General features: G+C 51.0%; 21 protein-coding genes and 3 tRNA genes. 10 read left to right on the top strand and 14 right to left on the bottom strand.

Going from position 1 to position 22,272, the window contains the following annotated elements; genetic code table 11:
* Nucleotides 1-439: 439 nt before the first annotated feature.
* From OUY18_RS03775 to OUY18_RS03760, 4 genes are all read right to left on the bottom strand, one after another.
* Nucleotides 440-524, bottom strand: a tRNA-Tyr gene (locus OUY18_RS03775).
* Between the two features lie 40 nt (nt 525-564).
* Nucleotides 565-640 (bottom strand) — tRNA-Thr (locus OUY18_RS03770).
* A gap of 71 nt (nt 641-711) precedes the next feature.
* Nucleotides 712-788: transfer RNA gene (locus OUY18_RS03765), tRNA-Pro, on the bottom strand.
* 251 nt (nt 789-1,039) lie between these two features.
* Nucleotides 1,040-1,756, bottom strand: a complete 717-nt coding sequence (locus tag OUY18_RS03760) for a GntR family transcriptional regulator (RefSeq protein WP_268057381.1) — start codon at nt 1,754-1,756, stop codon at nt 1,040-1,042.
* A 230-nt stretch (nt 1,757-1,986) separates the two neighbouring features.
* On the opposite strand from OUY18_RS03760, the gene agaB reads away from it, so the two are divergent.
* The 8 genes from agaB (at nt 1,987) to OUY18_RS03720 (ending at nt 8,815) form a co-directional block, all read left to right on the top strand.
* On the top strand, nt 1,987-2,466 hold the full coding sequence (gene agaB / locus OUY18_RS03755; RefSeq protein ID WP_268057380.1) for a PTS galactosamine transporter subunit IIB: 480 nt from the start codon (nt 1,987-1,989) through the stop codon (nt 2,464-2,466).
* A gap of 95 nt (nt 2,467-2,561) precedes the next feature.
* On the top strand, nt 2,562-3,365 hold the full coding sequence (agaC, locus tag OUY18_RS03750) for a PTS galactosamine transporter subunit IIC (RefSeq protein ID WP_268057379.1): 804 nt from the start codon (nt 2,562-2,564) through the stop codon (nt 3,363-3,365).
* Nucleotides 3,352-4,170: a PTS galactosamine transporter subunit IID gene (gene agaD / locus OUY18_RS03745; RefSeq protein ID WP_268057378.1), complete on the top strand. Its 819-nt coding sequence runs from the start codon at nt 3,352-3,354 to the stop codon at nt 4,168-4,170. The genes agaC and agaD overlap by 14 nt, the downstream gene beginning before the upstream one ends.
* A 159-nt stretch (nt 4,171-4,329) precedes the next feature.
* Complete coding sequence (locus OUY18_RS03740) at nt 4,330-4,755, top strand: PTS sugar transporter subunit IIA (protein WP_268057377.1); 426 nt, start codon at nt 4,330-4,332, stop codon at nt 4,753-4,755.
* Nucleotides 4,756-4,796: 41 nt separating this feature from the next.
* The gene (ptsP, locus tag OUY18_RS03735; RefSeq protein ID WP_268057376.1) at nt 4,797-6,521 is read left to right on the top strand and encodes a phosphoenolpyruvate--protein phosphotransferase; all 1,725 of its coding nucleotides are present in this window, start codon (nt 4,797-4,799) and stop codon (nt 6,519-6,521) included.
* 63 nt (nt 6,522-6,584) lie between these two features.
* The gene (locus OUY18_RS03730) at nt 6,585-6,854 is read left to right on the top strand and encodes an HPr family phosphocarrier protein (RefSeq protein ID WP_268057375.1); all 270 of its coding nucleotides are present in this window, start codon (nt 6,585-6,587) and stop codon (nt 6,852-6,854) included.
* A 57-nt stretch (nt 6,855-6,911) separates the two neighbouring features.
* Nucleotides 6,912-7,952: an SIS domain-containing protein gene (locus OUY18_RS03725; RefSeq protein WP_268057374.1), complete on the top strand. Its 1,041-nt coding sequence runs from the start codon at nt 6,912-6,914 to the stop codon at nt 7,950-7,952.
* A 17-nt stretch (nt 7,953-7,969) separates the two neighbouring features.
* Complete coding sequence (locus tag OUY18_RS03720; protein WP_326492975.1) at nt 7,970-8,815, top strand: class II fructose-bisphosphate aldolase; 846 nt, start codon at nt 7,970-7,972, stop codon at nt 8,813-8,815.
* A 92-nt stretch (nt 8,816-8,907) separates the two neighbouring features.
* Here OUY18_RS03720 and OUY18_RS03715 read toward each other — a convergent pair whose 3' ends face one another.
* Nucleotides 8,908-10,452, bottom strand: a complete 1,545-nt coding sequence (locus OUY18_RS03715) for a polymer-forming cytoskeletal protein (RefSeq protein WP_268057373.1) — start codon at nt 10,450-10,452, stop codon at nt 8,908-8,910.
* Between the two features lie 365 nt (nt 10,453-10,817).
* On the opposite strand from OUY18_RS03715, the gene OUY18_RS03710 reads away from it, so the two are divergent.
* Together OUY18_RS03710 and OUY18_RS03705 are read left to right on the top strand one after the other, a co-directional pair.
* Entirely contained in the window at nt 10,818-11,246 is a 429-nt protein-coding gene (locus OUY18_RS03710) for a GtrA family protein (RefSeq protein ID WP_268057371.1), read from the top strand.
* Nucleotides 11,247-11,285: 39 nt separating this feature from the next.
* Complete coding sequence (locus OUY18_RS03705; protein ID WP_268057370.1) at nt 11,286-12,659, top strand: glycine--tRNA ligase; 1,374 nt, start codon at nt 11,286-11,288, stop codon at nt 12,657-12,659.
* Between the two features lie 49 nt (nt 12,660-12,708).
* On the opposite strand, the gene OUY18_RS03700 is transcribed toward OUY18_RS03705, so the two are convergent.
* From OUY18_RS03700 to tsaD, 9 genes are all read right to left on the bottom strand, one after another.
* Nucleotides 12,709-13,728, bottom strand: coding sequence for a DUF4349 domain-containing protein (locus tag OUY18_RS03700; protein ID WP_268057369.1), 1,020 nt, complete (start codon nt 13,726-13,728; stop codon nt 12,709-12,711).
* 59 nt (nt 13,729-13,787) lie between these two features.
* The gene (locus OUY18_RS03695) at nt 13,788-15,269 is read right to left on the bottom strand and encodes a DUF3298 and DUF4163 domain-containing protein (protein ID WP_268057367.1); all 1,482 of its coding nucleotides are present in this window, start codon (nt 15,267-15,269) and stop codon (nt 13,788-13,790) included.
* Between the two features lie 122 nt (nt 15,270-15,391).
* Complete coding sequence (gene ymfI / locus OUY18_RS03690) at nt 15,392-16,114, bottom strand: elongation factor P 5-aminopentanone reductase (RefSeq protein ID WP_268057366.1); 723 nt, start codon at nt 16,112-16,114, stop codon at nt 15,392-15,394.
* Between the two features lie 22 nt (nt 16,115-16,136).
* Nucleotides 16,137-16,493 carry an MmcQ/YjbR family DNA-binding protein gene (locus tag OUY18_RS03685; RefSeq protein WP_268057365.1) on the bottom strand — a complete coding sequence of 119 codons (357 nt, stop codon included), beginning with the start codon at nt 16,491-16,493 and terminating at the stop codon, nt 16,137-16,139.
* Between the two features lie 9 nt (nt 16,494-16,502).
* Entirely contained in the window at nt 16,503-17,225 is a 723-nt protein-coding gene (locus OUY18_RS03680; RefSeq protein ID WP_268057364.1) for a 16S rRNA (uracil(1498)-N(3))-methyltransferase, read from the bottom strand.
* A gap of 280 nt (nt 17,226-17,505) precedes the next feature.
* A complete protein-coding gene (locus OUY18_RS03675) occupies nt 17,506-18,951 on the bottom strand; it encodes an NCS2 family permease (protein ID WP_268057363.1) in 1,446 nt (481 codons plus the stop codon).
* 53 nt (nt 18,952-19,004) lie between these two features.
* Nucleotides 19,005-19,250, bottom strand: a complete 246-nt coding sequence (locus tag OUY18_RS03670) for a hypothetical protein (protein ID WP_268057362.1) — start codon at nt 19,248-19,250, stop codon at nt 19,005-19,007.
* 69 nt (nt 19,251-19,319) lie between these two features.
* Nucleotides 19,320-21,083, bottom strand: a complete 1,764-nt coding sequence (locus OUY18_RS03665) for a phosphoenolpyruvate carboxykinase (GTP) (RefSeq protein WP_268057361.1) — start codon at nt 21,081-21,083, stop codon at nt 19,320-19,322.
* Nucleotides 21,084-21,233: 150 nt separating this feature from the next.
* Entirely contained in the window at nt 21,234-22,247 is a 1,014-nt protein-coding gene (tsaD, locus tag OUY18_RS03660) for a tRNA (adenosine(37)-N6)-threonylcarbamoyltransferase complex transferase subunit TsaD (protein ID WP_268057360.1), read from the bottom strand.
* Nucleotides 22,248-22,272 lie beyond the last annotated feature (25 nt).

The raw sequence follows: 22,272 nt of genomic DNA, 5'->3' as shown, positions 1-22,272 counted from the left end.
CTATATTTTTTCCACAAACCATTCCACAATGATAAGCATTGTGTACCTCTTAAAGTGATTATTACTAACCACTGCGCGAGGTTAGCGCACCTTGACAAATAAGCCAAGTCCAACATTGAGGTAGCAACTCAATGTTCGAGTTTACTTACTTGACTTCACGCTTGCGATATGGATATCAGCTAACCGCTTTTGCCATGACCCTAATTAAGGCGAGCAATCCGATTTTACTGATTAATACGTGGAACCCATACAGGGAAACTATACGGGATTCGACGCTGGCATTTGCTGCGCTTATTCGGTGTACCATAGGAAAGCATATCGACGGTACAAGCGTTCGTGGATTTTAAAGTTATCATAAAATTAAGCATTTATATATAAGTGTTTAATTTTATGATAACAAGGACAAAAGCATTCACTTTTGCCCTAATTATCTTTAATTTGGTGGAGGAGGATGGATTCGGACCATCGAAGCTATAAGCAACAGATTTACAGTCTGCCCCCTTTGGCCACTCGGGAACTCCTCCATATGTGGAGCTTTGTTTTCAAAACTCCTTTTCGTGCTTTTGGAGCTGGCAGACGGACTTGAACCCCCGACCTGCTGATTACAAATCAGCTGCTCTACCAACTGAGCTACGCCAGCATTTCAGCCACTCGAATACTATATCATTTTCTTGTTTACTTGTCAAGTAAAAAGTAAAATTTATAAGAAAATGGTCGAGGTGACAGGGTTCGAACCTGCGGCATCTTGGTCCCAAACCAAGCACTCTACCAAGCTGAGTTACACCTCGTTGTTGACGATATGCACGGCAACATTCCAACACCGTGCGGCTAATTGCTTTCACTATAACCGGCGATTAACTTGCGTCTGCGTCATCAAACAGCCTTATTATTATACGTAATATGCGGGGCATTGTCAAGTAAATTATTAAAACAGAAGTTTTTTGGCAGACGAAATCAATTTTTCTGTTTCGGATTTTCGCCTGCCGCCGGTTTTTACGCACGGCAAGGCCGACGGGCTCAGCCCGCCAAAAACCGCACGTCACTTTTCGTTGTTCAGCTCAATTTTAAAAACGTATTTATCCCCACGTACCACGGAAGAAGTATATTCCACCAGGCAGTCCTCCTCATAGCTGAAGCGTTCCAGCAGGATACAGGGAATTCTGGGGGAAATCTTCAGCAGCTCGCACTGCTCGGAATCCGGAAGAATCGGGATAAAGGTTTCGGTCGCGCGGTCCACCTTCAGGCCGTATTTGGCGCTGAGGTAATCGTAAAGCGGCTGTTTTTTCACGATATCCACATCAATATGTACAAACCGGTTCTTCGGCAGATACGCGGTTTCAATGACCAGAGGATAGTCGCGGGCGGAGCAGAGCCGCACCAGCTTGTGGTAAGTTTCCCTTCTGTCTGCTCTGAGCTTCAGGGCAAGGCTTCGGCTGAGGGGAATCATTTCATAGCTCAAAACCTGGCTGTGAAATGAGATGTTTTTATTTTTCAAATCATCGGTAAAGGTATAAAACTGGGAGAGGCTTTGCTCAAACACCTTCGGTTTTACAAATGTACCGATCCCATGAATGGTATAAACCATGTGCTCCTCTTCCAGTAACGTCAGCGCCTGCCTTACGGTTGACCGACTGACTTTATACATCTGGCACATGTCCCGCTCCGATGGAAGCAGGCCATTTTCGGGGTATTCGTGGCTGTTGATATACTGCAGGATGTGATCATGCAGTTCCTGATACAGCGGCAGATTCGGCATTATTTTCTTCCTTTCCTGACTTTTCAACAGCGAATAGGCTATCGTCAATTTCAATAAAAATCATAAGACTATTCTATCATAAAAGAACCAATTGTACCAGTGGTATCGACTGCATTTCAACACCTGTTTTAGGACTGGTTGAAAAAAGGCTAAAATCATTGTAATTTTGTTCACGATATGTTAGAACTTATTTTAACAAATTTGAATCATGAATTGAGGGGTGATTTTAAGTGGGAAATCCAAACATACTGCTGACCAGAATCGACAACCGTCTGGTCCACGGCCAAGTGGGCGTTACCTGGACATCGACTCTGGGTGCAAATCTGCTTTTAGTCGCAGATGACGACGTGGCTCACGATAAAATACAGCAGCAGCTTATGGCAATGACTGCCGAATCTTCCAATGCGGGCATCCGTTTCTTTACCTTGCAAAAGACCATCGACATCATCGGCAAAGCGGCTCCCAGCCAAAAAATCTTTCTTATTTGCAGAACGCCGGCGGCTGTGCGCACCCTGCTGGAAGGCGGTGTGCCCATCAAGGAAGTCAACGTGGGAAACATGCACTTTACCAGCGGCAAGCGTCAGCTAAGCAAAAAAGTCTATGTCAACGACAAGGACATGGAGGATTTGCAGGCGATTCAGGCAAGGAACGTCGATCTCTATATTCAGGATGTCCCGGGCGACATCAAAGAGCATATACCCAAGAAATAAATCCATGGGAGGAGAAAGGGGAACATCAACGGCATCATCCGTAATTTTTACCGCATAGCGAAACTTTGGGCACAAAAATAAAGGAGGAAAAATGAATGGCAATTACTTTAGCGCAAGGGATTGCACTCGCCGTTATGGCAATCATAGTCGGCGTTGACTTCTGGCTTGAAGCCTTGTTTATTTTCCGGCCAATCATCGTTTGCACGTTAACCGGTATTATTTTAGGCAATGTTCCGCTGGGCCTTATGGCGGGCGGACTGACGGAGCTGGCCTTCGCGGGCCTTACGCCTGCCGGCGGCACGCAGCCGCCGAACCCCGTTCTTGCCGGCGTTATGACCACCGTAATCGCTTACACCACAGGAAAGGATCCTGCAACGGCAATCGGCCTTGCCCTTCCGTTCAGCTTCCTGATGCAGTATATCATTTTGTTCTACTATTCCAGCTTCTCTCTGTTCATGAAGAAGGCGGACAAATACGCGGAAGAAGCGGACGGCAAAAGTCTTGCCCGCTTAAACATGCTCACAACGGGAATCGTGGCCATTACCTATGGTGTCGTCGTTTTCCTCTGCGCCTATGTTGCACAGGACGCGATGCAGTCTTTGGTAAAGGCAATGCCCGAATGGCTGACCCATGGCTTTGAAATTGCGGGCGGCATCCTTCCGGCAGTCGGCTTCGGTATGCTGCTGAAAGTAATGCTGAAGGGCGAATTCGTTCCATACCTTATTTTGGGCTTTGTGATCGCAAGCTTTGTTCCTTTTTCCAATCTGCTGCCGGTCGCCGTTGTCGGTATGGCCTTGGCGCTGATTGTATTTAATAATGAAAGGAACAACAAAAAAATGGCAGTTGCATCCAGCGCTGCATTTGAAGGAGAGGGAGATGACGAAAATGAAGGAATCTGAGAAGAATACGGCTCCTGAAAAAGTACTGACCAGAAAAGATATTACCAAACTTGGCTGGCGCTCTTCCCTTTTGCAGGCCAGCTTCAACTATGAAAGAATGCAGAGCGGCGGATTTTTGCTCGCGCAGATGGATTGTCTGAAGAAAATCTACAAAGACGACAAGGAAGGCCTGTCCGAAGCAATGACGGACAACCTTGAGTTCATCAATACGCACCCGAACCTTGTCGGCTTCCTGATGGGCCTGCTGGTTTCTCTGGAGGAAGCGAAAGAGAACCGAAGCACCATCAAGGGTCTGAAGGTTGCCCTGTTCGCGCCGCTTGCCGGTATCGGCGACGCAATCTTCTGGTTCACCATCCTGCCGATTGTCGCCGGTATTTCCGCTTCCATGGCCATGAGCGGCAGCATCGTCGGCCCGCTGCTGTTTTTCGCAGTTTACCTGAGCATCTTTATTCTCCGTGTAGCGTGGACGCACGCCGGCTACAATCTGGGCCTGAAAGCGGTTGACACCCTGCGGGAATATTCCGGCATTATCTCGAAAGTTGCTACCATTCTGGGCGTAACCGTGATCGGCGGACTGATTGCATCCTATGTACATATTTCTCTCCTGCCGGAAATTGTGATTAACGCCTCAAAGACGGTATCGATTCAAAAGGATTTTCTGGACAAGATTTTCCCGAACATACTGCCCTTTACTTATACCCTGCTGATGTATTTCTTCCTGAAGAAGAAGAAAATGAGCCCGGTTGTGCTGATTGCGGCTACTTTCGGCCTTGCGATTCTTCTTTCCTTCCTGGGTATCCTTTAATTTGTAAGAATGTTGGGGTACAGTTTTCTGTACCCCCTTTTCTATCATGATTTGCCAAAGCAGGCAGTTCTCATGGGAATTTTACAGCGGCTCCAATGCTACCGCTGTATGAAATCGCCTGCAATATAGATTTGCTTATAAAAGGAGTAATAGAGAACGATGATCGGAGTATTGATAACGGGACACGGCAGCTTTGCCACCGGAATGATGAGCGCGTCCAAGCTGATTGTTGGGCCAAGGGAAAATTATCTGGGCGTGGATTTTGCAGAATCGGACAGCGTCGAGACTCTCTCCGACAAGCTCAGGCAGGCGATCAAAACGCTTGGCAATCAGATTCTGGTTCTTGTCGATCTGGCCGGCGGATCGCCTTTCAAAACCGCCGTTATCCTCAAAAGCGAATTCCCGGACAAAGAAATTGAAGTTGTTTCCGGTTTAAATATGCCCATGCTTACTTCCGTTCTGCTGGATGAGAAAGAAAGCATGGAGGAATACATTCAGGGCGCAATGGAAATGGGTACCATCGGCATTCGGCAGTTCAAAAAGAAACCCATGCTGCAAAACGAACCTGCGGGAGACGGAATCTAGCCGAACCCTCCCGGCATGCTTTTAAGGAGGATGAAAACCATATGATTTATCACGGCAACCCCGTTTCAAAAGGAATTGCAGCCGGTCCCGTTTTTCTTTACCAGCCCTTTACCGCCGCCGTCAGCGGGGATTTACTCGAAGAAAGCGCGGTTCCGGAGGCTTTAAATAAATACGAAGCCGCGCGGAAAAACGCGGAGGCGGAGCTGAAAGCCCTCCATGCCCGCCTGCAATCCGCCGACCCCGAAAAGGCGAAAATATTCACCGCACATATTGATATTTTATTTGACGAGGCAATGGACGGCGATATCCGCGAACAGATTGAAAACAACCGTTACCCGCCGGACAGGGCCATTGCCGAAGTCTTTGAAAAATACGCCCGGATTCTCAGGAAAGCCCCCGATCCGCTCATTAAGGAGCGCGCATCAGACATTCGGGACGTAAAAACGCGCCTGATCCGCATCTGGAACGGCGTACCGGAAAAGAATCTCTCTTCCCTGCCCGCGCCCGCGGTTATCGTCGTTCACGACCTGCTCCCGTCCGACACGGCCACCCTGGACCGGAAAAACGTGCTGGCGATTGTCACGGAAATCGGCGGAAGCACCTCGCATTCGGCGATTATCGCCAGAAGCTACGGAATCCCCGCCATTCTGGGCGTGGACAAAGCGACGGAACACTTTTCGCAGGGAGAAACCGTAATTGCCGACGCGCTCACCGGTCAGGTAATCAGCGAACCCACAAAAGAGCAGCTTCGCGGCTGCGCCGAAAAGCGCCGCCGGTTTTTCGCACAGCAGGACCAGATCAACACTTTTATAAATAAGGAAGCCGTTTCTCCCGACGGAGTGCGGGTGGATATTGAACTGAATCTGGCCTCCGTCAGCGAGCAGGCGCTGGAAGGCGAAAAATACACCGACGGCGTCGGCCTGTTCCGCACGGAATTCCTGTATCTTGGCAGGGACAGCCTGCCCACCGAAGAAGAGCAGTTTGAAATTTACCGCGCGGTTCTCACCAAATTCGGCGGCCGCCCCGTAACGCTGCGCACCTTGGATATCGGCGGTGACAAAAAGCTCGGCTGCCTGAACCTTCCGCATGAGGAAAACCCGTTTTTGGGCAACCGGGCCCTGCGGCTCTGTTTTGACAGGCCGGACATTTTCCGCACGCAGCTCCGCGCCGCCTTCCGCGCTTCCGTTTACGGCAACCTGTGGCTCATGTTCCCCATGGTCGCCAGCATAGACGATATTTTCCGCGCCAAGCAGGCTGTTTTTGAAGTAAAAAAGGAACTGACCGACGAAAATATCGCGTTTTCACCCGACGTAAAGCTGGGGATTATGATTGAAATTCCCTCCATTGCGCTTTTGGCGGATTTTGCCGCAAAGGAAGTCGACTTTGCCAGCATCGGAACCAACGACCTGTGTCAGTATACCATGGCCGTCGACCGCCTGAACCCCGCCGTCAATGAATATTATCAGAGCTATAACCCCGCGCTTTTCCGCCTGATTCATCTTGCGGCGAAAAGCTTTCTTGAAAACGGCAAGCCCGTCTGCGTCTGCGGCGAGCTGGGAGGCGACCGCCTCGGCGCCGCGGTTCTGATGGGGCTGGGCGTTCGCAAGCTGAGCATGAACATTTCTTCCGTCGCGCAAATCCGGAAGCTGGTGAATGAGCTGCCGATGAAAAAAGCGGAACAAATCGCGGCAAACGTGCTCGCTCTTTCCTCTGCAAAAGAAGCGGAGCAATACCTGAACAGCGCTTTGAAGGAGATTCTTTCCTGAGAATGCCCCCTGCCGCATGGAAGCAGGAAAAGAATCCATTTTGATATCAAGGAGGGATCCGCCATGTATTCGAAAATAACAACCATTCAAAATAAAACCGGCCTGCATGCCCGCCCCGCTTCCGACTTTGTGAAGTGTGCTTCGAAATTCAATTCTAAAATTACGATTAAGAACGTGGACGACGATGAAACCGCCAGCGCAAAATCCATTATCCTGATTTTGGCGCTCAGCCTGAGCCAGGGCATGCAGGTTGAAATTACCGCAGAAGGCGAAGACGAGGCAGCCGCCGTCGACGCCCTGGTCGAGCTGATCGACTCAAAATTCGGCGAATAACGTTCCGGGATGAAAGCCGGGCTGCCGAAAATACAAAACAGACAGAGAGGGAAAAAAATGTATTTGACAGAACAGGAAATCATGGCGACGAAAGACGCCCTCGATAAAACCTATGCGCAGGTGCTCAGACAGGAAGAAGAAATCCGTACTTTCTTCCGGGAAAACACAGAGCGCAAATTCATATTGATGGGCTGCGGTTCAAGCTATATGCTCTCCAAGAGCAACGAGCGTATGTTCATCACCCGCCCGAACACCTCCGCCGCCGCACTTGCGGGCGGCGATTACCTTGTCAATCCGGATACCTATCTTCATACCATTGAAAACAGCATTGTGCTTGTCCTGTCCCGTTCCGGCATGACCACGGAGATTGTCCGTGCGGTTGAGTACATGAAAAAGACCGCCAATGTCAAAGTCGTATCGATTACCATGAAGGAAAACAGCGCCCTTGAGGGGCTTTCCGATTTAACCGTCGTCCTTCCATGGGCTTATGACAACAGCGTCTGCCAAACCCGTTCCGTCACCAACCTGTACGCCGCCAGCCTGCTGATCAACGCGATCTGCTACGGTGACGGCGAACTGAAAGCCGCTGTGAAAACGGTGATCGACCAGAACAGGGACCATATGGAAAAATATCGCTCCGAGTTGGAGACCATCGGAAAAAAAGATTTTACCGACGTGGTCGTCCTTGCCGACGGCGTGCTCTGCGGCATTGCGGAGGAAGGTGCGCTGGCCTTTACCGAAATCTCGCTCATTAGCGGCAAATACTTTCCCATGCTCGACTACCGCCACGGCCCCAAGGTGTTAAACAACGCCAGGACCCTCACCATTTTTGCCGTACAGCCGAACGAAAGCACCTATCAGCGCGACATGATCGACGACGTGAAGAAGCATAACGGCACCGTGGTCACCTTTGGCTCCGAGCCGACCAATGTTTACGGCTCCGACCTTCATATCTCCGTCAGCGGCATCAACCGCTTTGAGGCATACGGCATCCCGTTCATTTACACCATGCAGATGATCGCGCTGACCAAAGCCCTTGCCACCGGAATAAACCCCGACGCCCCCACCGGGCTGAACGCCTATATCACACTGAAGTAACAGGAGGCAAGCGAATCATGCTGGTAACGACCAAAAAAATGCTGAACGATGCCAAAAACGGCGGATACGCGGTGGGCGCGTTCAACGCGGAAAATGCCGAGATGGTCTGGGGCATCGTCCACGCCGCGGAGGAGTTAAACGCTCCCGTCATCATTCAGACAACCTCTTCCACGCTGAAATATTTCCCGCCTGTCTATTTCGTACATATGGCAAAAGCCGCCGCCGAATCTACCGGTATGCCGGTAGCCCTTCATCTTGACCACGGCGCGAACTTCGAGCTGGCGGAGGAATGTATCGACAGCGGCTACACCTCTGTTATGATCGACGGTTCCGCCCTTCCCTTTGAAGAAAATATCCGCGTTACGCAGAAGGTACGCGATTACGCGGACAATTTCGGCATCCCGGTCGAATCCGAGCTGGGAAAAATCGGCGGCAAGGAAGACGACACCGAAAGCGGCGAGAGCCAGTACACCGACCCCGGTCAGGCGGCGGAGTTTGTAAACCGCACCGGGATTTCCTCGCTGGCTGTCGCCATCGGAACCGCTCACGGCATCTACGCCAAAAAACCGGTACTCGACTTTAACCGAACCACCCTGATTAAAAAAACGGTCTCCGTCCCGCTTGTCATGCACGGCGCTTCCGGGCTTTCCGACGAAGCGCTGCGCGAAGGCGTGGAAAAAGGCATGAACAAAATCAATTTCGCCACCGAACTGCGCATTGCGTTTACCGCAGCAATCAAAGCACATATGGCGGAGCACCCGAACGATTTTGACCCAAAGAAATACCTTGGTCCCGCCCGCATTGCCGTAAAGGAACTGGTAAAAGCGAAAATTCAGGTATGCGGCAGCGCGGGAAAAGCATAATCCTATTCTTAATCAAAAAACTCCGGGCCGACAGCCCGGAGTTTTTCGATTCTATCAGCATTACCATACGCAATGCAATATCTTTCGTTCTTTTAAACGACGGTTGTCATCATTTTCTGTCCGCCGATATCAATCGTTACGCCGCCTTTTGCAACCGCCTTTACCGGATAAAGCCAGCCCTTTTTGCCATTCGCGTTATAATAGGTTGCTTTCCCTACCACCGCAATCGCGGAGTTATACGACATCTGTGTCGGCGGAGCGGACGCGTCGGTAATGGCCAGCACTTTATAAGTATTTCCGACCGCTATTTTTACCGTACTGGTATCAAGGCTCAGCCCGGCGTTAAAAGATCCGGTAGAGGTTATGGAACAAACCGCTGATTTTACGCCGGAAGCAACATTGCCGTAGGAGTCCATTAAATAGGCCGCCAGCGTCGCTTTATAAATGGTTGACCCCGCCGTATCCGTTAAATACACCCGGCAGGTGTTATTGCTGGAATCCTGCGCAATGGAAAACTTTCCGGAGGGGTCCAGAAGCTTCCAGCATAATTTATAACCGGACGCGGAAGCGCTCGAAGGAACCGTAGCCTTCAGCGAAACTTCCTTTCCGTTGCCAAGGCTTGCGGAAGTCCTATCCAGCGTAACAGCCTCGCCCCAAACGGATTGTAATGTAAAATAATCGTAAGTGCCCTCGGTGCGGTCCAAAGACAGGTTATAGCCGAAAACCGTGGCCTGCGTTTCGGTAACGGCATTTGCTTTGGCTTTGAATACCGTAAGCCCGGCCCTTTCGCTTCCGTTAAAGTTCAGAACAGGGTAGCCGGACATTCCTGTATTCACGGTAAGGCTGCCCGGAGCGGTGATCAGCGCACCCGGCCCCTGGATGTTGTTGACCGTCAGCGCCGAGTTGGTAACGAAGGTCGAATTCTCCTCAATCGAAAGGGTATCCAATTCCATATTGTTCTTCGCGGTTACCGTGCTTTGGGATTCAACCGACATGTTAATGACGCTGCTTACGGCGGAAATGCTTCCCGAAAAGTTCCGGAAGGTCAATGTGCCGGAGCTTTGGCCGTCGATTTTGCGGAGATTGCAGCTTGAGCCCTGTAAAAGCATGCTTTCGGAAAATTCCGTTGTTCCGGAAACGGAGACCGAGCTGCCGCCGGCCGCGTGGACATCGACTTCCTTGCCGGACACATCGCCGCCCACCGCGGCACTTCCGGACAGCGTTACCGTATCCTGCTCGGCTTTTACATTGCCGGAAACCTTCCCACCGCTCATTTGGATATTGGAGTCGGAATCCAGGGAATCCGCCGTACCGCCGGTCATGGTGATATCGCCGTCGCATACCACATCATCCATGATGCCGCCTTTTATCGTAAGGCTCTGGCCGTCGCCGACGGTTACGTCGCCGATCTTGCCGCCCTTAATCACCAGATCTTCGTTACTGTCGACATCTTCATCGGTAACATCGGTAAAGTTGCTGGAGTCCCACCTTTCACTCCAGCATTCCTCGGTTCCCATATAGGTTTTGGAACCATGTGTGTTAATAACCTGCGTATCACTGGAATAAGCGCGGGCGGTAACCGGAAAGGTTGTTAAAAGAAACGCCGCGGAAAGGATTACAGCCGCAATTTTTTTCATAAAGGTCCCTCCTGTATTCAGATTCTCATGAAAGCACGTTCATCGGCATTTTAAAAATCATTTATAGTATAATGGATAAATGTGACAAAGCAATGAATTTTACCAAAAACGGAAAGGAAAACATGGAAAACCTTTCCGGCAGGCTTGAAATCCGCTGATTTTCTTTTTCACTCCTTGACAGGCCGATCCGTACATTTTATAGTGATAGTATATTGCACTTGGGAAAAAATAGCAAGCTGCGGTATAAATGGAGAGAGCAGGGCTGGCTGAGCGGCAAATCCCCCTTCCAATCGAGATAAAGCACTTGCAAGCAGAGCCGCAGGATGGTAAACTATAAAGATATTAGGAAATGGCGGTGCAGATATTTGGAAAAGCTGAAAAAGCTCTGGTGCTTTCTCACAACCCCGGAAATGATTTCCTATATTATATTCGGCATGCTTACAACCGTTGTGAACATTGTAAGCTACGGCCTTCTGCGCCCGGTCATCCACTGGAACAGCCAGTGGGATGTACTGACCGCCAACACGATCGCATGGATTTTGTCGGTTGCCTTTGCGTTTATTACCAACAAGCTTTATGTATTTAAAAGCAAAAGCTTCGCCGCCGGTCTGGTAAGGCGCGAACTGGTTTCTTTTGTAAGCGCGCGCCTGTTTTCACTCGCTGTGGACTCGCTGGGAATGTACCTGTTGGTAACCGTCCTGATATGGAACGACTGGATCGCCAAAATCCTGATGAATGTGATTGTGATCGTGATCAATTATGTACTGAGCAAATGGTTTATCTTTAAAAAATAATGGAGCGCAGCCAGCGCCCCTGATTATGGAGGAAAGAACATGTTGGCAACAGAAAAAACCATGGAAAAAATCGTCGGCCTATGCAAAAACCGCGGGTTTGTATACTCGGGAAGCGAAATTTACGGCGGACTGTCAAACACATGGGACTACGGCCCGCTCGGCGTAGAGTTTAAAAATAACGTAAAACGCGCGTGGCTGAAAAAGTTCGTTCAGGAAAGCCAATACAATGTGGGACTGGACAGCGCGATTTTAATGAATCCCCAGGTTTGGGTTGCTTCCGGCCATGTCGGCGGATTTTCCGACCCTCTGATGGACTGCCGCGACTGCAAAACACGCCACCGCGCGGATAAACTGATTGAAGACGCCGGCGGCGACGCAAACGGCATGACCTTCGATCAGATGGCGGCATACATTAAAGAGAACAACATCAAATGCCCGGATTGCGGTTCCGCAAATTTCACCGATATCCGCAAGTTCAACCTGATGTTCAAAACCTTTCAGGGTGTAACGGAGGATGCGAAAAATGAGATTTACCTCCGCCCGGAAACCGCGCAGGGTATTTTCGTAAACTTTGCCAACATTCAGCGTACAACCCGCCGCAAATTACCGTTCGGCGTTGCGCAGGTCGGCAAAAGCTTCCGCAATGAAATTACGCCGGGCAACTTCACCTTCCGCACACGCGAATTCGAGCAGATGGAGCTGGAATTCTTCTGCAAGCCGGACACCGACCTCGACTGGTTCTATTACTGGAAAGATTACTGCAAAAAGTGGCTCCTGAATCTCGGCATGACCGAGGAACACATGCGTCTGCGCGACCATGAGAAGGAGGAGCTGTCCTTCTATTCCAAAGCGACCACCGATATTGAGTTCCTGTTCCCGTTCGGCTGGGGCGAGCTCTGGGGTATTGCCGACCGCACAAGCTACGATCTGACACAGCACCAGAACCATTCGGGCAAGAGCCTGGAATATTTCGATCCGGAAACGAACGAACGCTATATTCCCTATGTTGTCGAGCCTTCGCTCGGCGCGGACCGCGTTGCGCTGGCCTTCCTCTGCGACGCTTACGACGAGGAAAAAATCGATGAGAAGGATACCCGTGTCGTTCTGCGCCTGCATCCGGCGCTTGCTCCTTACAAGGCCGCTGTGCTGCCGCTTTCCAAGAAGCTCAACGACAAGGCACAGGATATCTACACAAGGCTCGCCAAGAAATTCATGGTGGATTACGACGATTCCGGTTCCATCGGCAAGCGTTACCGCCGCCAGGACGAAATCGGCACGCCGTTCTGCATTACGTACGATTTCCAGAGTGAAGAAGACGGCTGTGTAACCGTTCGCGACCGCGACACCATGCAGCAGGAGCGTATCGCGATTGACGATCTGGCAGGCTACATCGAAAAGAAAATTGAATTTTAAGGATGAAATTTTAAACGCCTCCCCGGTCGGGGAGGCGTTTTTACTTTGCTTATGTCTTCTTTTCCGGGTCTTCCTTCTTTTCGTCGGAGAGACTTTTTGTTAAAAGCGGCGCCACGGGTTGTTCGTTTTCCTTTTTCGTTTGCTTCCTCTTTCTGCGGATGCGGAAAATCACAAACAAGGCAACCAGAAGGAGCGGCACCAGAATCGGTGATCCGCCAATAAGGAACACCAGAAGGCCCTCGCCGAACCCGCCGAGCGCGCGAAGCGAATCCTTGAACTGCTTCTGGATTTTGTCCCCGACGCTCACCGGTGTTTTCTCCAGTTCCGTCGGCTTGACAACCTCGTTCAGCTGGATATTCACCGTGCTGTAATCGATCAGCGAATCATACTTGCGAAGCGTGCCGGTTAATTGCTCAATCTGATAATTCACGTCGGCAAGCGCCTTTTCCAGCGTTACGACATCGGCAAGCGAACCGGATTTTTTCAGCAGGGCAAGCAGCCTTTCCTGCTGGGTGCGCAGGCTTTTCAGCCGCGCCTCCGTGTCATAGTATTTTTCGCTTACATTCTCACTGGAAGTGGAAAAACTCACAATATTGCCGATTGAGCCCGCGCTGTTCTTAAATTGGCCGAGCTTTTCCTGCGGAATCCGAAGGACATAATTGGCGTTGCGCAGATTCTTCTGTACCAAACCGCTGCCGGTTACATTGGAATCCTGCACATAGCCGCCCATTTCACTGCAAAGGCTTTGAATCTTCTTCACGGAATCGTCGAATTTCAGGGTCTCTAGCTGATAGGACAACTGCTCAATAATCTTTTGGCTGGAAGCCGCTTTCATTGCCGACGAGACGGATTGGGAACCGGAAGCCGCGCTTGTTGTTTTCTGCGCGCCCGATGTTGCCGCCTGATCGGCCGCCATACCGGCGGCGGAAGTATTCCGTGCCTCCATTACCAGTGATTTCTTAGCCGGCGGCCCGCCTGAAGACGCGCTGTTACAGGCGGCAAACACGCCCAACAGTACGGCGGCACAAATAAGTACCGCAGAAAACCTTCGTATTGCTCTGTTTTTCATTCCATTCTTCCTCTCTGTTTACTTTACCCTTACGGTACTGCTTGGTATTCCCTTCCGGTTTACGGCACGTACTGTTCCTCGATACGTATGACTTTATCGTCCTTTATGATTATATGGAATAAAGCCTCGTAATTTGGTATTTTCAGACGTTCTGCAAACCCCTTTACATCCGTTTTTATCAAATGATAACCTTCATTGTCGCCTTTGATTATTTTATACTCCGGCGCGTCCGAAATTTTCAGACTCTCCGTTTGCTTGGACGGATTGTAAAGATAATAGTCGTCGGTAAGATGTTCCGGGTCCTGTCCCAGCGCCTTCAGGCGCGCTTTGTCCTCAGCGGTCAGCCATTCCACTTCGTCGAACGCAAGTGTTCCGGCCTTTGCGTCAAACTTTTTTATATACCCGATCTTTTTTACTTCTTTACTCTCCGGCTTGGCTGCTGCGGAAGAACTGCTTTGGGAACTGGGGGAGGGCTCGTTTTCCGGCCGGTATCCCAGTTGGATTTCCTTCCCGGTATTGTTGTCTGCAAACATCCGCAGAATCTGGCCGTCGAATACGACAAAACCATTTTTACCGGCATCCTTCAAAAGTTCGTTGAACGTTTCCAGCGGCAGATATGCCTTACCGTCCATCATAACCGGCTTCACGGCTTTGCCGTCCACAAAGTACTTTCCGTCCTTCTGCGTCACGGTAAGGGAAAGGGCCTTGGCCGTATCATTCAGCGGCAGGAAATCGCCATTCTGATTTGAAACAACCTGATCGGTAAATTGGATATCCTTGCCGTTCAGACGGATATCCCCTCTCGTATGGCCGCCCAGCGGCACTTTGGTCTGTAAATCCTTCAGCGGGAATGCAAACTCCGGAATCCCCGCGGCATAAGGGGTAATATCATACAATTGAAAATAGACGATCAGGTTCTGCCCATCCAAATAGAAAGGATATTTTTCTTTCAGCGCTTCCACCGTCTGCACAGCTTCGGGGAAATACAGCTCCGGATGCCTTTTGATGTCGGCAAGGATTTTATCGGTAATCCGCTTCGTTCCGGCCTGCGGGTCTTTAAACAGCGCGCCGGCTGTTTCATACGTCTCCCCGGTTTTGATATTCACATTAAATGTCCGAATCCAGCGGAAACCGTGCGCCCCGCCTGTATAATTTTCATTATAAATCCGTACGGAAAGGACGTCTCCGTCTAAAAAGGAGTCATAAAAGCTTATAAAATAAAGATGCCCTGCGGCCGCCGAATTCCCAAGCTCTTTTGCCTGCTCCTTCACTTCGGCAATGCCGTCCACGGAGATTTTTTGAATTTCCTTATTCAGCTTCTCTGCGCCGGGAAACCCGGAAAATACTGGTATGGCGGTTCGAACCATAACGCCGTCCTCGGTTTTATTGATCACTTCCGTCTTCTGTAAAAAAGTATCCGCCGCCTTGGCCGGGCTGAGGCTGTTTACGTCTTTTGAAGCTTTTGCGGTACCGGAACACCCCGTAAAACAGATACTTGCCATCAGTAAAAATGCAACAGCGGACAATGCCCATTTTCTCATACGATTCTTCCTTTCATTTCCTGTTAACTATATTTATTATAATGAGGAAAGAAAAAATGTCTATGATTCTGACAGCATTGTAATTCTTATGATGAAACTGTTAACTTCTTAACCAAGATTGGTTAAATAATCATTCCGCCGTTCACGCCTAAAACCTGCCCGGTAATAAAGCCCGCCTGTTCCCCCGCTAAAAAGCGAACGGTATCGGCAATGTCCTCCGGCGTGCCGATTGCCCCCAGCGGCGTTTCCTCTTTCAGCTCTTTTACGGTATCTTCATCGAGGGAAGCGTTCATATCCGTTTGGATGACCCCCGGCGCAACGCAGTTTACCTGTATGCCGGACGGGCCAAGCTCCTTTGCCAGCGCTTTCGTAAGGCCGATTACCGCCGCTTTCGCCGCGGAATAGTGCACCTCGCAGGAAGCGCCGACCTGCCCCCACATCGACGAAATATTAATAATTTTTCCATGCTTCTGATGAATCATATAGGGAAGCGCGCACTGGCAGCAATGGAACATTCCTTTTACGTCTATGTCGAACATCCTGTCCCAGTCGTGTTCGGTCAGGTCGGTAAACAGCTTCTGCTGGGCAATGCCCGCGTTGTTTACCAGCACATCCACCCCGCCGGCTTCGTCAAACATCGCTTCCACCTGCGACCGGTCCGACACATCCGCCTGCAATGCGACACATTCTATACTAAAAGTATTATTTAACTCATTTATTAAGCTTTTTGCCTCTTTTTCGGAGGCATAATAATTTACAATGACCCGAAAACCGTCTTCGGCAAGCTTTCGCGCAATGGCTCTGCCAATGCCGCGGGACGCCCCGGTAACTAAAGCCGTCTGCATAATTCTCCTCGATTCTCACGCATTAAGAACAAATTTCCTTCTGCACCTTTTTGCTGAGCGATTCCAGCACTAACCGGTGCGCCTGGTCGAGCATTTCGCGGACGACTTCGTCCGGTACGTCCCCGTCCAGATACAGCGAATTCCAGTGCTCCTTATTCATATAATACCCCGGCACAATGTCTTTGTACTGGCTGCGCAGAAACGCGCCGAAAGAGGGTTCCAGCTTGATTGTCAGAATCGCTTTGCCTTCTTTGTCGCCGCCCTGCATGGCGAACATCTTTCCCCGGATGCTATAGCGGGTTGCGTTCCATTCCAGCTTAAAATCTTTTTCCGCGCCAGCCTTTGCAAGGCAGTACGCGTCTGTCCAATCGTATTTCATACGTTCCTCCTACATATTTCCGGATGCGAGCATGATGGCGGCAAGCGCCGCTATCGGCGCGGTTTCCGTGCGAAGAATCCGCGCGCCCAGTGTTCCGATTTCCGCTCCGTTCTGTACGGCGAAATCAACTTCCGCCTGTTCAAAGCCGCCCTCCGGCCCGATGAAAACGGCCAGCTCCCGCGTTTCGCGGCCGACAAGCTCCGCAATGCTTTTTCCGCCGCCCTCGAAAAACAGGATAACCTCCCCGCCCTGCGCGGCCTGCTTTACCGCTTCCCTAAAGCCGGTGAGCGGGCCGATCTGCGGGATAATCCCCCTGCCGCTCTGTTTTGCGGCTTCCAGCGCAATCTTCTGCCAGCGCGCCGCTTTTTTCGCCGCCGCCTTTTCGTCCGGCTTCGAAACACAGCGGGAAGTCAGAACGGGTACGATTTTTACCGCTCCGGTTTCTACCGCCTTTTGCACAATGCTGTCCATTTTTTCCGCTTTGGGAAGCCCCTGATACACCGTAACCTGCACGCTCGGCTCCGCAACGCTTTTGCAGAATTCCAGAATGTGCACTTCAACGCTGTCATCCGCAATTCTTTCAATCCTCCCGTTGTAATCCGTACCGATGCTGTCGCAGAGAACGACACTTTCTCCCGGCTGCATGCGCAGGGAACGGGAAATATGGCGTGCGTCGTCCCCGGTAATCACTGCGATTTCCTCCGGGACATAATTGATAAAAAATCTTGGCATGACTTCACCTCAAAAAATATGGTTCATACTCCTTATTCCGGCCGCCTCACCCCCCCTGCTCAACCGCGCGATCATGGAATCACCGCTCAGAAGAAGGCTTGCTGTAAACGCAGGGAGAATTTTACCGGCATAGGACAAAGTATGAAAAGAGTTTGGCTAAATTATAACACAGAACAATACAATTATAAAGGAAAAAGCTCCGCACAAAAATGCGGAGCTTTTATCTGCAATACGCTTCACAGTCCGCGCCGGACCGCAGGAAGAATACAGGATGAACAAATCAGGAAATAATAGCCAAAATAACAAAATTCAGAATAAACAGGCCGGTTGCCACCCAGAGAATCGGGTGAATTTCCTTGGCTTTTCCGCGGAAAGTTTTTACGATGCAGTAAACCGTAAATCCGGCGGCAATGCCGTAGGAAATGCTGTAGCAGAACGCCATAAAAATACTTGCGAAGAAAGCCGGAATCGCCTCTTCGAGTTTATCCCATTCGATCTCTTTAAACGAGCTGAGCATCATAATACCGACGACAATCAGAACCGGAGCGGTTGCCGCGGACGGAACGACGCTGACAATCGGGGTGAAGAACGCGCTGATGACGAACAGCGCCGCAACAACCACGCTGGTAAGGCCGGTGCGTCCGCCGTAGCCGATGCCCGCCGCGCTTTCCACATAGGTGGTTGTGTTGGAGGTACCGAAAATCGCGCCGATGGAGGTCGCCGTTGCGTCGGCAAACAGAGCCTTGTCCATCTTGGATTTAAAGCCGTCGCCGGTTTCCAGCGCTTTCTGGTCTTCCGCGCTGAAGATACCCGCCTTGCGGCCGGTGCCGATGAAGGTTCCGATCGTATCAAAAGTATCGGAAAGACTGAAGGCAAAAATCGTCATTAAAACAAGCGGAATTTTTGCCGGGTCGGTGAAAAGGGAACCCATGCCGGGATTGCCGAACGCGGCAAGGAAGGTTTCCGGAAGCTCAGAGCAGGCCTGGCTGAAGCTCATGGTATTTGCAACCGTGGTAATACCGAACGGAATCCCGAGAAGCGTTGTTGCCGCAATACTGATAATAATCGCGCCCTTTACATTCCTGACGAGAAGGATGATCGTAAGGGCAAGGCCGAATAACGCGAGCAAAACAACCGGTGAATTCAGCTTTACGATTGACGGAACCGCTGCGCTCGAAGCAATAACGGTCTTGCTGGGGAGCAGGGTGTAGGTGCCCGGATCGCTGGTGAAATTAATCAGACCGGCATTTTTCACGCCGATATAGGCAATGAAAATACCGATGCCGCCGCCGATGGCGTTCTGGAGACTTTCCGGAATGGATTTAATTATCAGTTTCCGCACTTTGGTCACCGTAATGGCAATATTGAGAAGGCCGCAGATGAAAACCATCGCCAGCGCTTCCTGCCATTTATAATGAAGACCGAAGCATACGGTAAATACAAAGAACGCGTTCAAACCCATGCCGGGAGCCTGCGCGTAAGGAACATTTGCAAACAGGCCCATAACCAGGGTGCCGATTACGGAAGCAATAATCGTCGCAAGGAATACCGCGCCCCATTTCATGCCTGTTTGTGAAAGCATGTTCGGATTGACAATAATAATGTAAGCCATTGCAAAGAAAGTCGTTATTCCGGCGCCGACTTCTGTTTTTACATCCGTGTGGTTTCCTTTTAAGTTGAAGAAATCACCCTTCGGATGGTAAGCTGTCTCTGAACTGTCTGCCATTTTGTCTCCTCCTAAAATGAAAATTGCCCGACAAGCTTTTGCCGGGTTTTACTTTATAATAATAGTATAGTGAATTGTGCAAAATCCCGCAATGTGATATTTACACAAACTTTTTCATTTGGAAACAATTTATTCATACTTTTTGAAAGACAACCGTCATTTTGTTGCAAAAACATCGGGCCTGATCGCATTTTGCTGAAAAAGACCATAAAGAAAGGGATTCTTCTTTTTCGTTTTGTTCCGGCACTGATTTCCCCAAAAAGCAAGATCGGGCGCGGCAAAAGCATTTCCGGTTTCACCGGCGCCGCCGGTGGTATTCCATATAATTAAGAAAGCGGCAGCTTCGTTTGAAGCCGCCGCAAAAGGTCTTATTTCAGGTTCTTCTTCAAAAGATCGAGCTGGCCGCGCAGTTCCTTCGGGAGTTTGTCGCCAAACTTCTTATAGAACTCCTCAATGCCGTCCGCTTCTTTTGTCCACTGATCTTTGTTGACTTCAAGGATACCCTTGAGCGTGTCGAGGCTGAAGTCAAGGCCTTCCAGATTGATATCTTCCGCCTTCGGAACATAGCCGATCGGGGTCTCGACTGCATCGGCCTTGCCCTCGCAGCGATGGATGATCCATTCGAGAACACGGAGGTTGTCGCCGAAGCCCGGCCAAATGAAGTGGCCTTCGTCGTCAAGACGGAACCAGTTTACGTTGAAGATCTTCGGAGCGTTTGCGCCGAGCTTCTCGCCCATTTCAATCCAGTGTTTGAAATAGTCGCCCATATGGTAGCCGCAGAAAGGAAGCATAGCCATCGGGTCGCGGCGTACTACGCCGACTGCGCCGGCTGCGGCTGCTGTTGTCTCGGAAGCCATGATGGAACCGACAAACACACCGTTGTTCCAGTCGCGGGACTGATAAACCAGCGGGGTGGTCTGTGCGCGGCGGCCGCCGAAGATAATGGCGGAAATCGGAACGCCGGCGCCCTTGTCGAATTCAGGGCTGATGCAGGGGCAGTTCTTCGCAGGAGCGGTGAAGCGGCTGTTCGGATGAGCGCCCTTCTGGTCGGAAGTGGTGCCGTCCCAGGGCTCGCCCTTCCAGTTCACTGCGTTCTTCGGCGGGTTCTTGTCGAGGCCTTCCCACCAAACGGTGTTGTCGTCCAGATTCTGAGCAACGTTGGTGAAGATCGTGCCGCTCTTTGTGGTGGCAAGTGCGTTCGGGTTGGATTTCTCATTCGTACCCGGCGCAACGCCGAAGAATCCGTTTTCCGGATTGATCGCGTACAATCTGCCGTCCTTACCCTGGCGCATCCAGGCGATATCGTCGCCGACGGTCCAGATCTTGTAGCCCTTCTTGCGGTAGCCTTCCGGCGGAATCAGCATGGCGAGGTTTGTCTTGCCGCAGGCAGACGGGAACGCAGCGGCAACGTACTTGATTTCACCCATCGGATTCTCAATGCCGAGAATCAGCATATGCTCGGCCATCCAGCCTTCGTTCTTGCCAAGGTAGGAAGCGATGCGCAGTGCAAAGCATTTCTTGCCGAGCAGAACATTTCCGCCGTAGCCGGAGTTTACGGAAATAATGGTATTGTCCTCCGGGAAGTGGCAAATATATCTCTTCTCCGCGTCAATGTCGCACTTGCAGTGCAGGCCGCGTACCCAGTCGTTGCTGTCGCCGAGGGTATCCCATACCTTCTGGCCGACACGAGCCATAATGCTCATGTTCAGAACAACATAAATGGAGTCGGTCAGTTCAACGCCGATTTTTGCGAGAGGGGAGCCGATCGGGCCCATGGAATACGGAATAACATACATGGTGCGGCCCTTATAGCTGCCTCTTGCGATGTCGTAAAGCATTTTATAGGCTTCTTTGGGGTCTTTCCAGTGGTTGGTGGGGCCGGCGTCCTCTTCCTTGCGGGAACAGATAAAGGTTCTGTCCTCCACGCGCGCAACGTCGTTTACGGCGGTGCGGTGCAGGTAGCAGCCGGGGAGCTTCTCCTGATTCAGCTTAATCATTTCCCCCGTTGAGCAGGCCTCCGCGCGCAGAGCTTCGAGCTGCTCCTCGGAGCCGTCTATCCAGACCAGCTTATCCGGACAGACCAGCGTCTTCATTTCTTCAATCCAGTTCAGTACAGACTTATTGCTTGTCATGACTCATTTCTCCTTCCGGTCCAATGACCTTGATTTTAAGGATTTGGGTCTAATTATAATACATAACTTCATTTTAATCAATTACCAAAATCATTAAATTGTTAAAAAAATAGCAAAATCTATGAATAATTTCTATTTAAATCCTGCATTTCATCGATTTTGGTCCACAGCCATCTCGGCGCAGGCGTTTAAATCATATCCTGCGACATTCCCGGAAATATACTCGTAATACCCCTGAGCGCCAACCATGGCCGCGTTGTCTCCGCACAGCTTCAGCTCCGGCATATAAAATTTCCAGCCCCTATTCCTGCATTCCTCCTGAAGTCGGCTTCTGAGCAGCGAGTTTGCCGACACGCCGCCCGCAATCACGAGCTTTTTGCTGCCGGTATCCTGCGCGGCTTTTACAAAGTTTTTCGTGAGGCAATCGACCACCGCTTTGCGGAAGGAAGCCGCCAGATCCTCCAGGGGAAGCGTTTGTCCCTTCTGCTCCGCGTTGTGGATTAAATTGATGACGGCGGTTTTCAGCCCGGAAAAGCTGAAATCGTACGGCGCGCCGTCCACCGTGGGATGCGGCAGCCTGAATGCTTCCGGATTCCCGTTCTGCGCCCTCTTGTCCATTTCCACGCCGCCCGGATACGGCATGCCCATGGCGCGCGCGGCCTTGTCGAAGGCTTCGCCCGCCGCGTCGTCGCGCGTGCGGCCGAGCACATGCAGGTCGGTGTAATCCCGAACCTGTACAATATGGCTGTGTCCGCCGGAAACAATCAGGCATAAAAACGGAGGTTCCAGCTCCGGCGAGGTAAGATAATTCGCGGCGATATGCGAACGGAGGTGATGCACCGGAATAAGCGGCTTCCCGGAGGAAAGGGCAAGCCCCTTTGCAAAATTCACGCCGACCAGAAGCGCCCCGATCAGCCCGGGCGCGTAGGTCACGGCGATCGCGTCGACTTCCTGGAGCGTAAGCCCCGCGTCGTCCAGCGCCTTCTGCGTAACGCCCACAACGGCTTCGCAGTGGCGGCGGGAAGCAATTTCCGGCACAACGCCGCCGTAAAGCCGGTGCTCCTCCACCTGAGAGGCAACGACAGACGATAAAACCTTCCTCCCATCCTCAACCACCGCGGCGGCGGTTTCATCGCAGGAGCTTTCCAGTGCTAATATCCGCATAATTTTATTTTCCCCTTACTTGATT

The organism is Caproiciproducens galactitolivorans, assembly GCF_026672255.1.
In the GTDB taxonomy this organism is placed as follows: domain Bacteria; phylum Bacillota; class Clostridia; order Oscillospirales; family Acutalibacteraceae; genus Caproiciproducens; species Caproiciproducens galactitolivorans_A.
This window is presented reverse-complemented; position numbering and strand designations above follow the sequence as displayed.

Bases quoted from the DNA above. Each gene is read 5' to 3' on its own strand.
- agaC (WP_268057379.1), top strand. From the start codon at position 2,562: ATGGCAATTACTTTAGCGCAAGGGATTGCACTCGCCGTTATGGCAATC.
- tsaD (WP_268057360.1), bottom strand. From the start codon at position 22,247: ATGCGGATATTAGCACTGGAAAGCTCCTGCGATGAAACCGCCGCCGCG.
- OUY18_RS03675 (WP_268057363.1), bottom strand. From the start codon at position 18,951: ATGGCAGACAGTTCAGAGACAGCTTACCATCCGAAGGGTGATTTCTTC.
- OUY18_RS03730 (WP_268057375.1), top strand. From the start codon at position 6,585: ATGTATTCGAAAATAACAACCATTCAAAATAAAACCGGCCTGCATGCC.
- OUY18_RS03685 (WP_268057365.1), bottom strand. From the start codon at position 16,493: ATGAAATACGATTGGACAGACGCGTACTGCCTTGCAAAGGCTGGCGCG.
- OUY18_RS03740 (WP_268057377.1), top strand. From the start codon at position 4,330: ATGATCGGAGTATTGATAACGGGACACGGCAGCTTTGCCACCGGAATG.
- OUY18_RS03695 (WP_268057367.1), bottom strand. From the start codon at position 15,269: ATGAGAAAATGGGCATTGTCCGCTGTTGCATTTTTACTGATGGCAAGT.
- OUY18_RS03705 (WP_268057370.1), top strand. From the start codon at position 11,286: ATGTTGGCAACAGAAAAAACCATGGAAAAAATCGTCGGCCTATGCAAA.
- agaD (WP_268057378.1), top strand. From the start codon at position 3,352: ATGAAGGAATCTGAGAAGAATACGGCTCCTGAAAAAGTACTGACCAGA.
- OUY18_RS03680 (WP_268057364.1), bottom strand. From the start codon at position 17,225: ATGCCAAGATTTTTTATCAATTATGTCCCGGAGGAAATCGCAGTGATT.
- OUY18_RS03760 (WP_268057381.1), bottom strand. From the start codon at position 1,756: ATGCCGAATCTGCCGCTGTATCAGGAACTGCATGATCACATCCTGCAG.
- OUY18_RS03715 (WP_268057373.1), bottom strand. From the start codon at position 10,452: ATGAAAAAAATTGCGGCTGTAATCCTTTCCGCGGCGTTTCTTTTAACA.
- OUY18_RS03665 (WP_268057361.1), bottom strand. From the start codon at position 21,083: ATGACAAGCAATAAGTCTGTACTGAACTGGATTGAAGAAATGAAGACG.
- OUY18_RS03725 (WP_268057374.1), top strand. From the start codon at position 6,912: ATGTATTTGACAGAACAGGAAATCATGGCGACGAAAGACGCCCTCGAT.
- OUY18_RS03700 (WP_268057369.1), bottom strand. From the start codon at position 13,728: ATGAAAAACAGAGCAATACGAAGGTTTTCTGCGGTACTTATTTGTGCC.
- OUY18_RS03720 (WP_326492975.1), top strand. From the start codon at position 7,970: ATGCTGGTAACGACCAAAAAAATGCTGAACGATGCCAAAAACGGCGGA.
- ptsP (WP_268057376.1), top strand. From the start codon at position 4,797: ATGATTTATCACGGCAACCCCGTTTCAAAAGGAATTGCAGCCGGTCCC.
- ymfI (WP_268057366.1), bottom strand. From the start codon at position 16,114: ATGCAGACGGCTTTAGTTACCGGGGCGTCCCGCGGCATTGGCAGAGCC.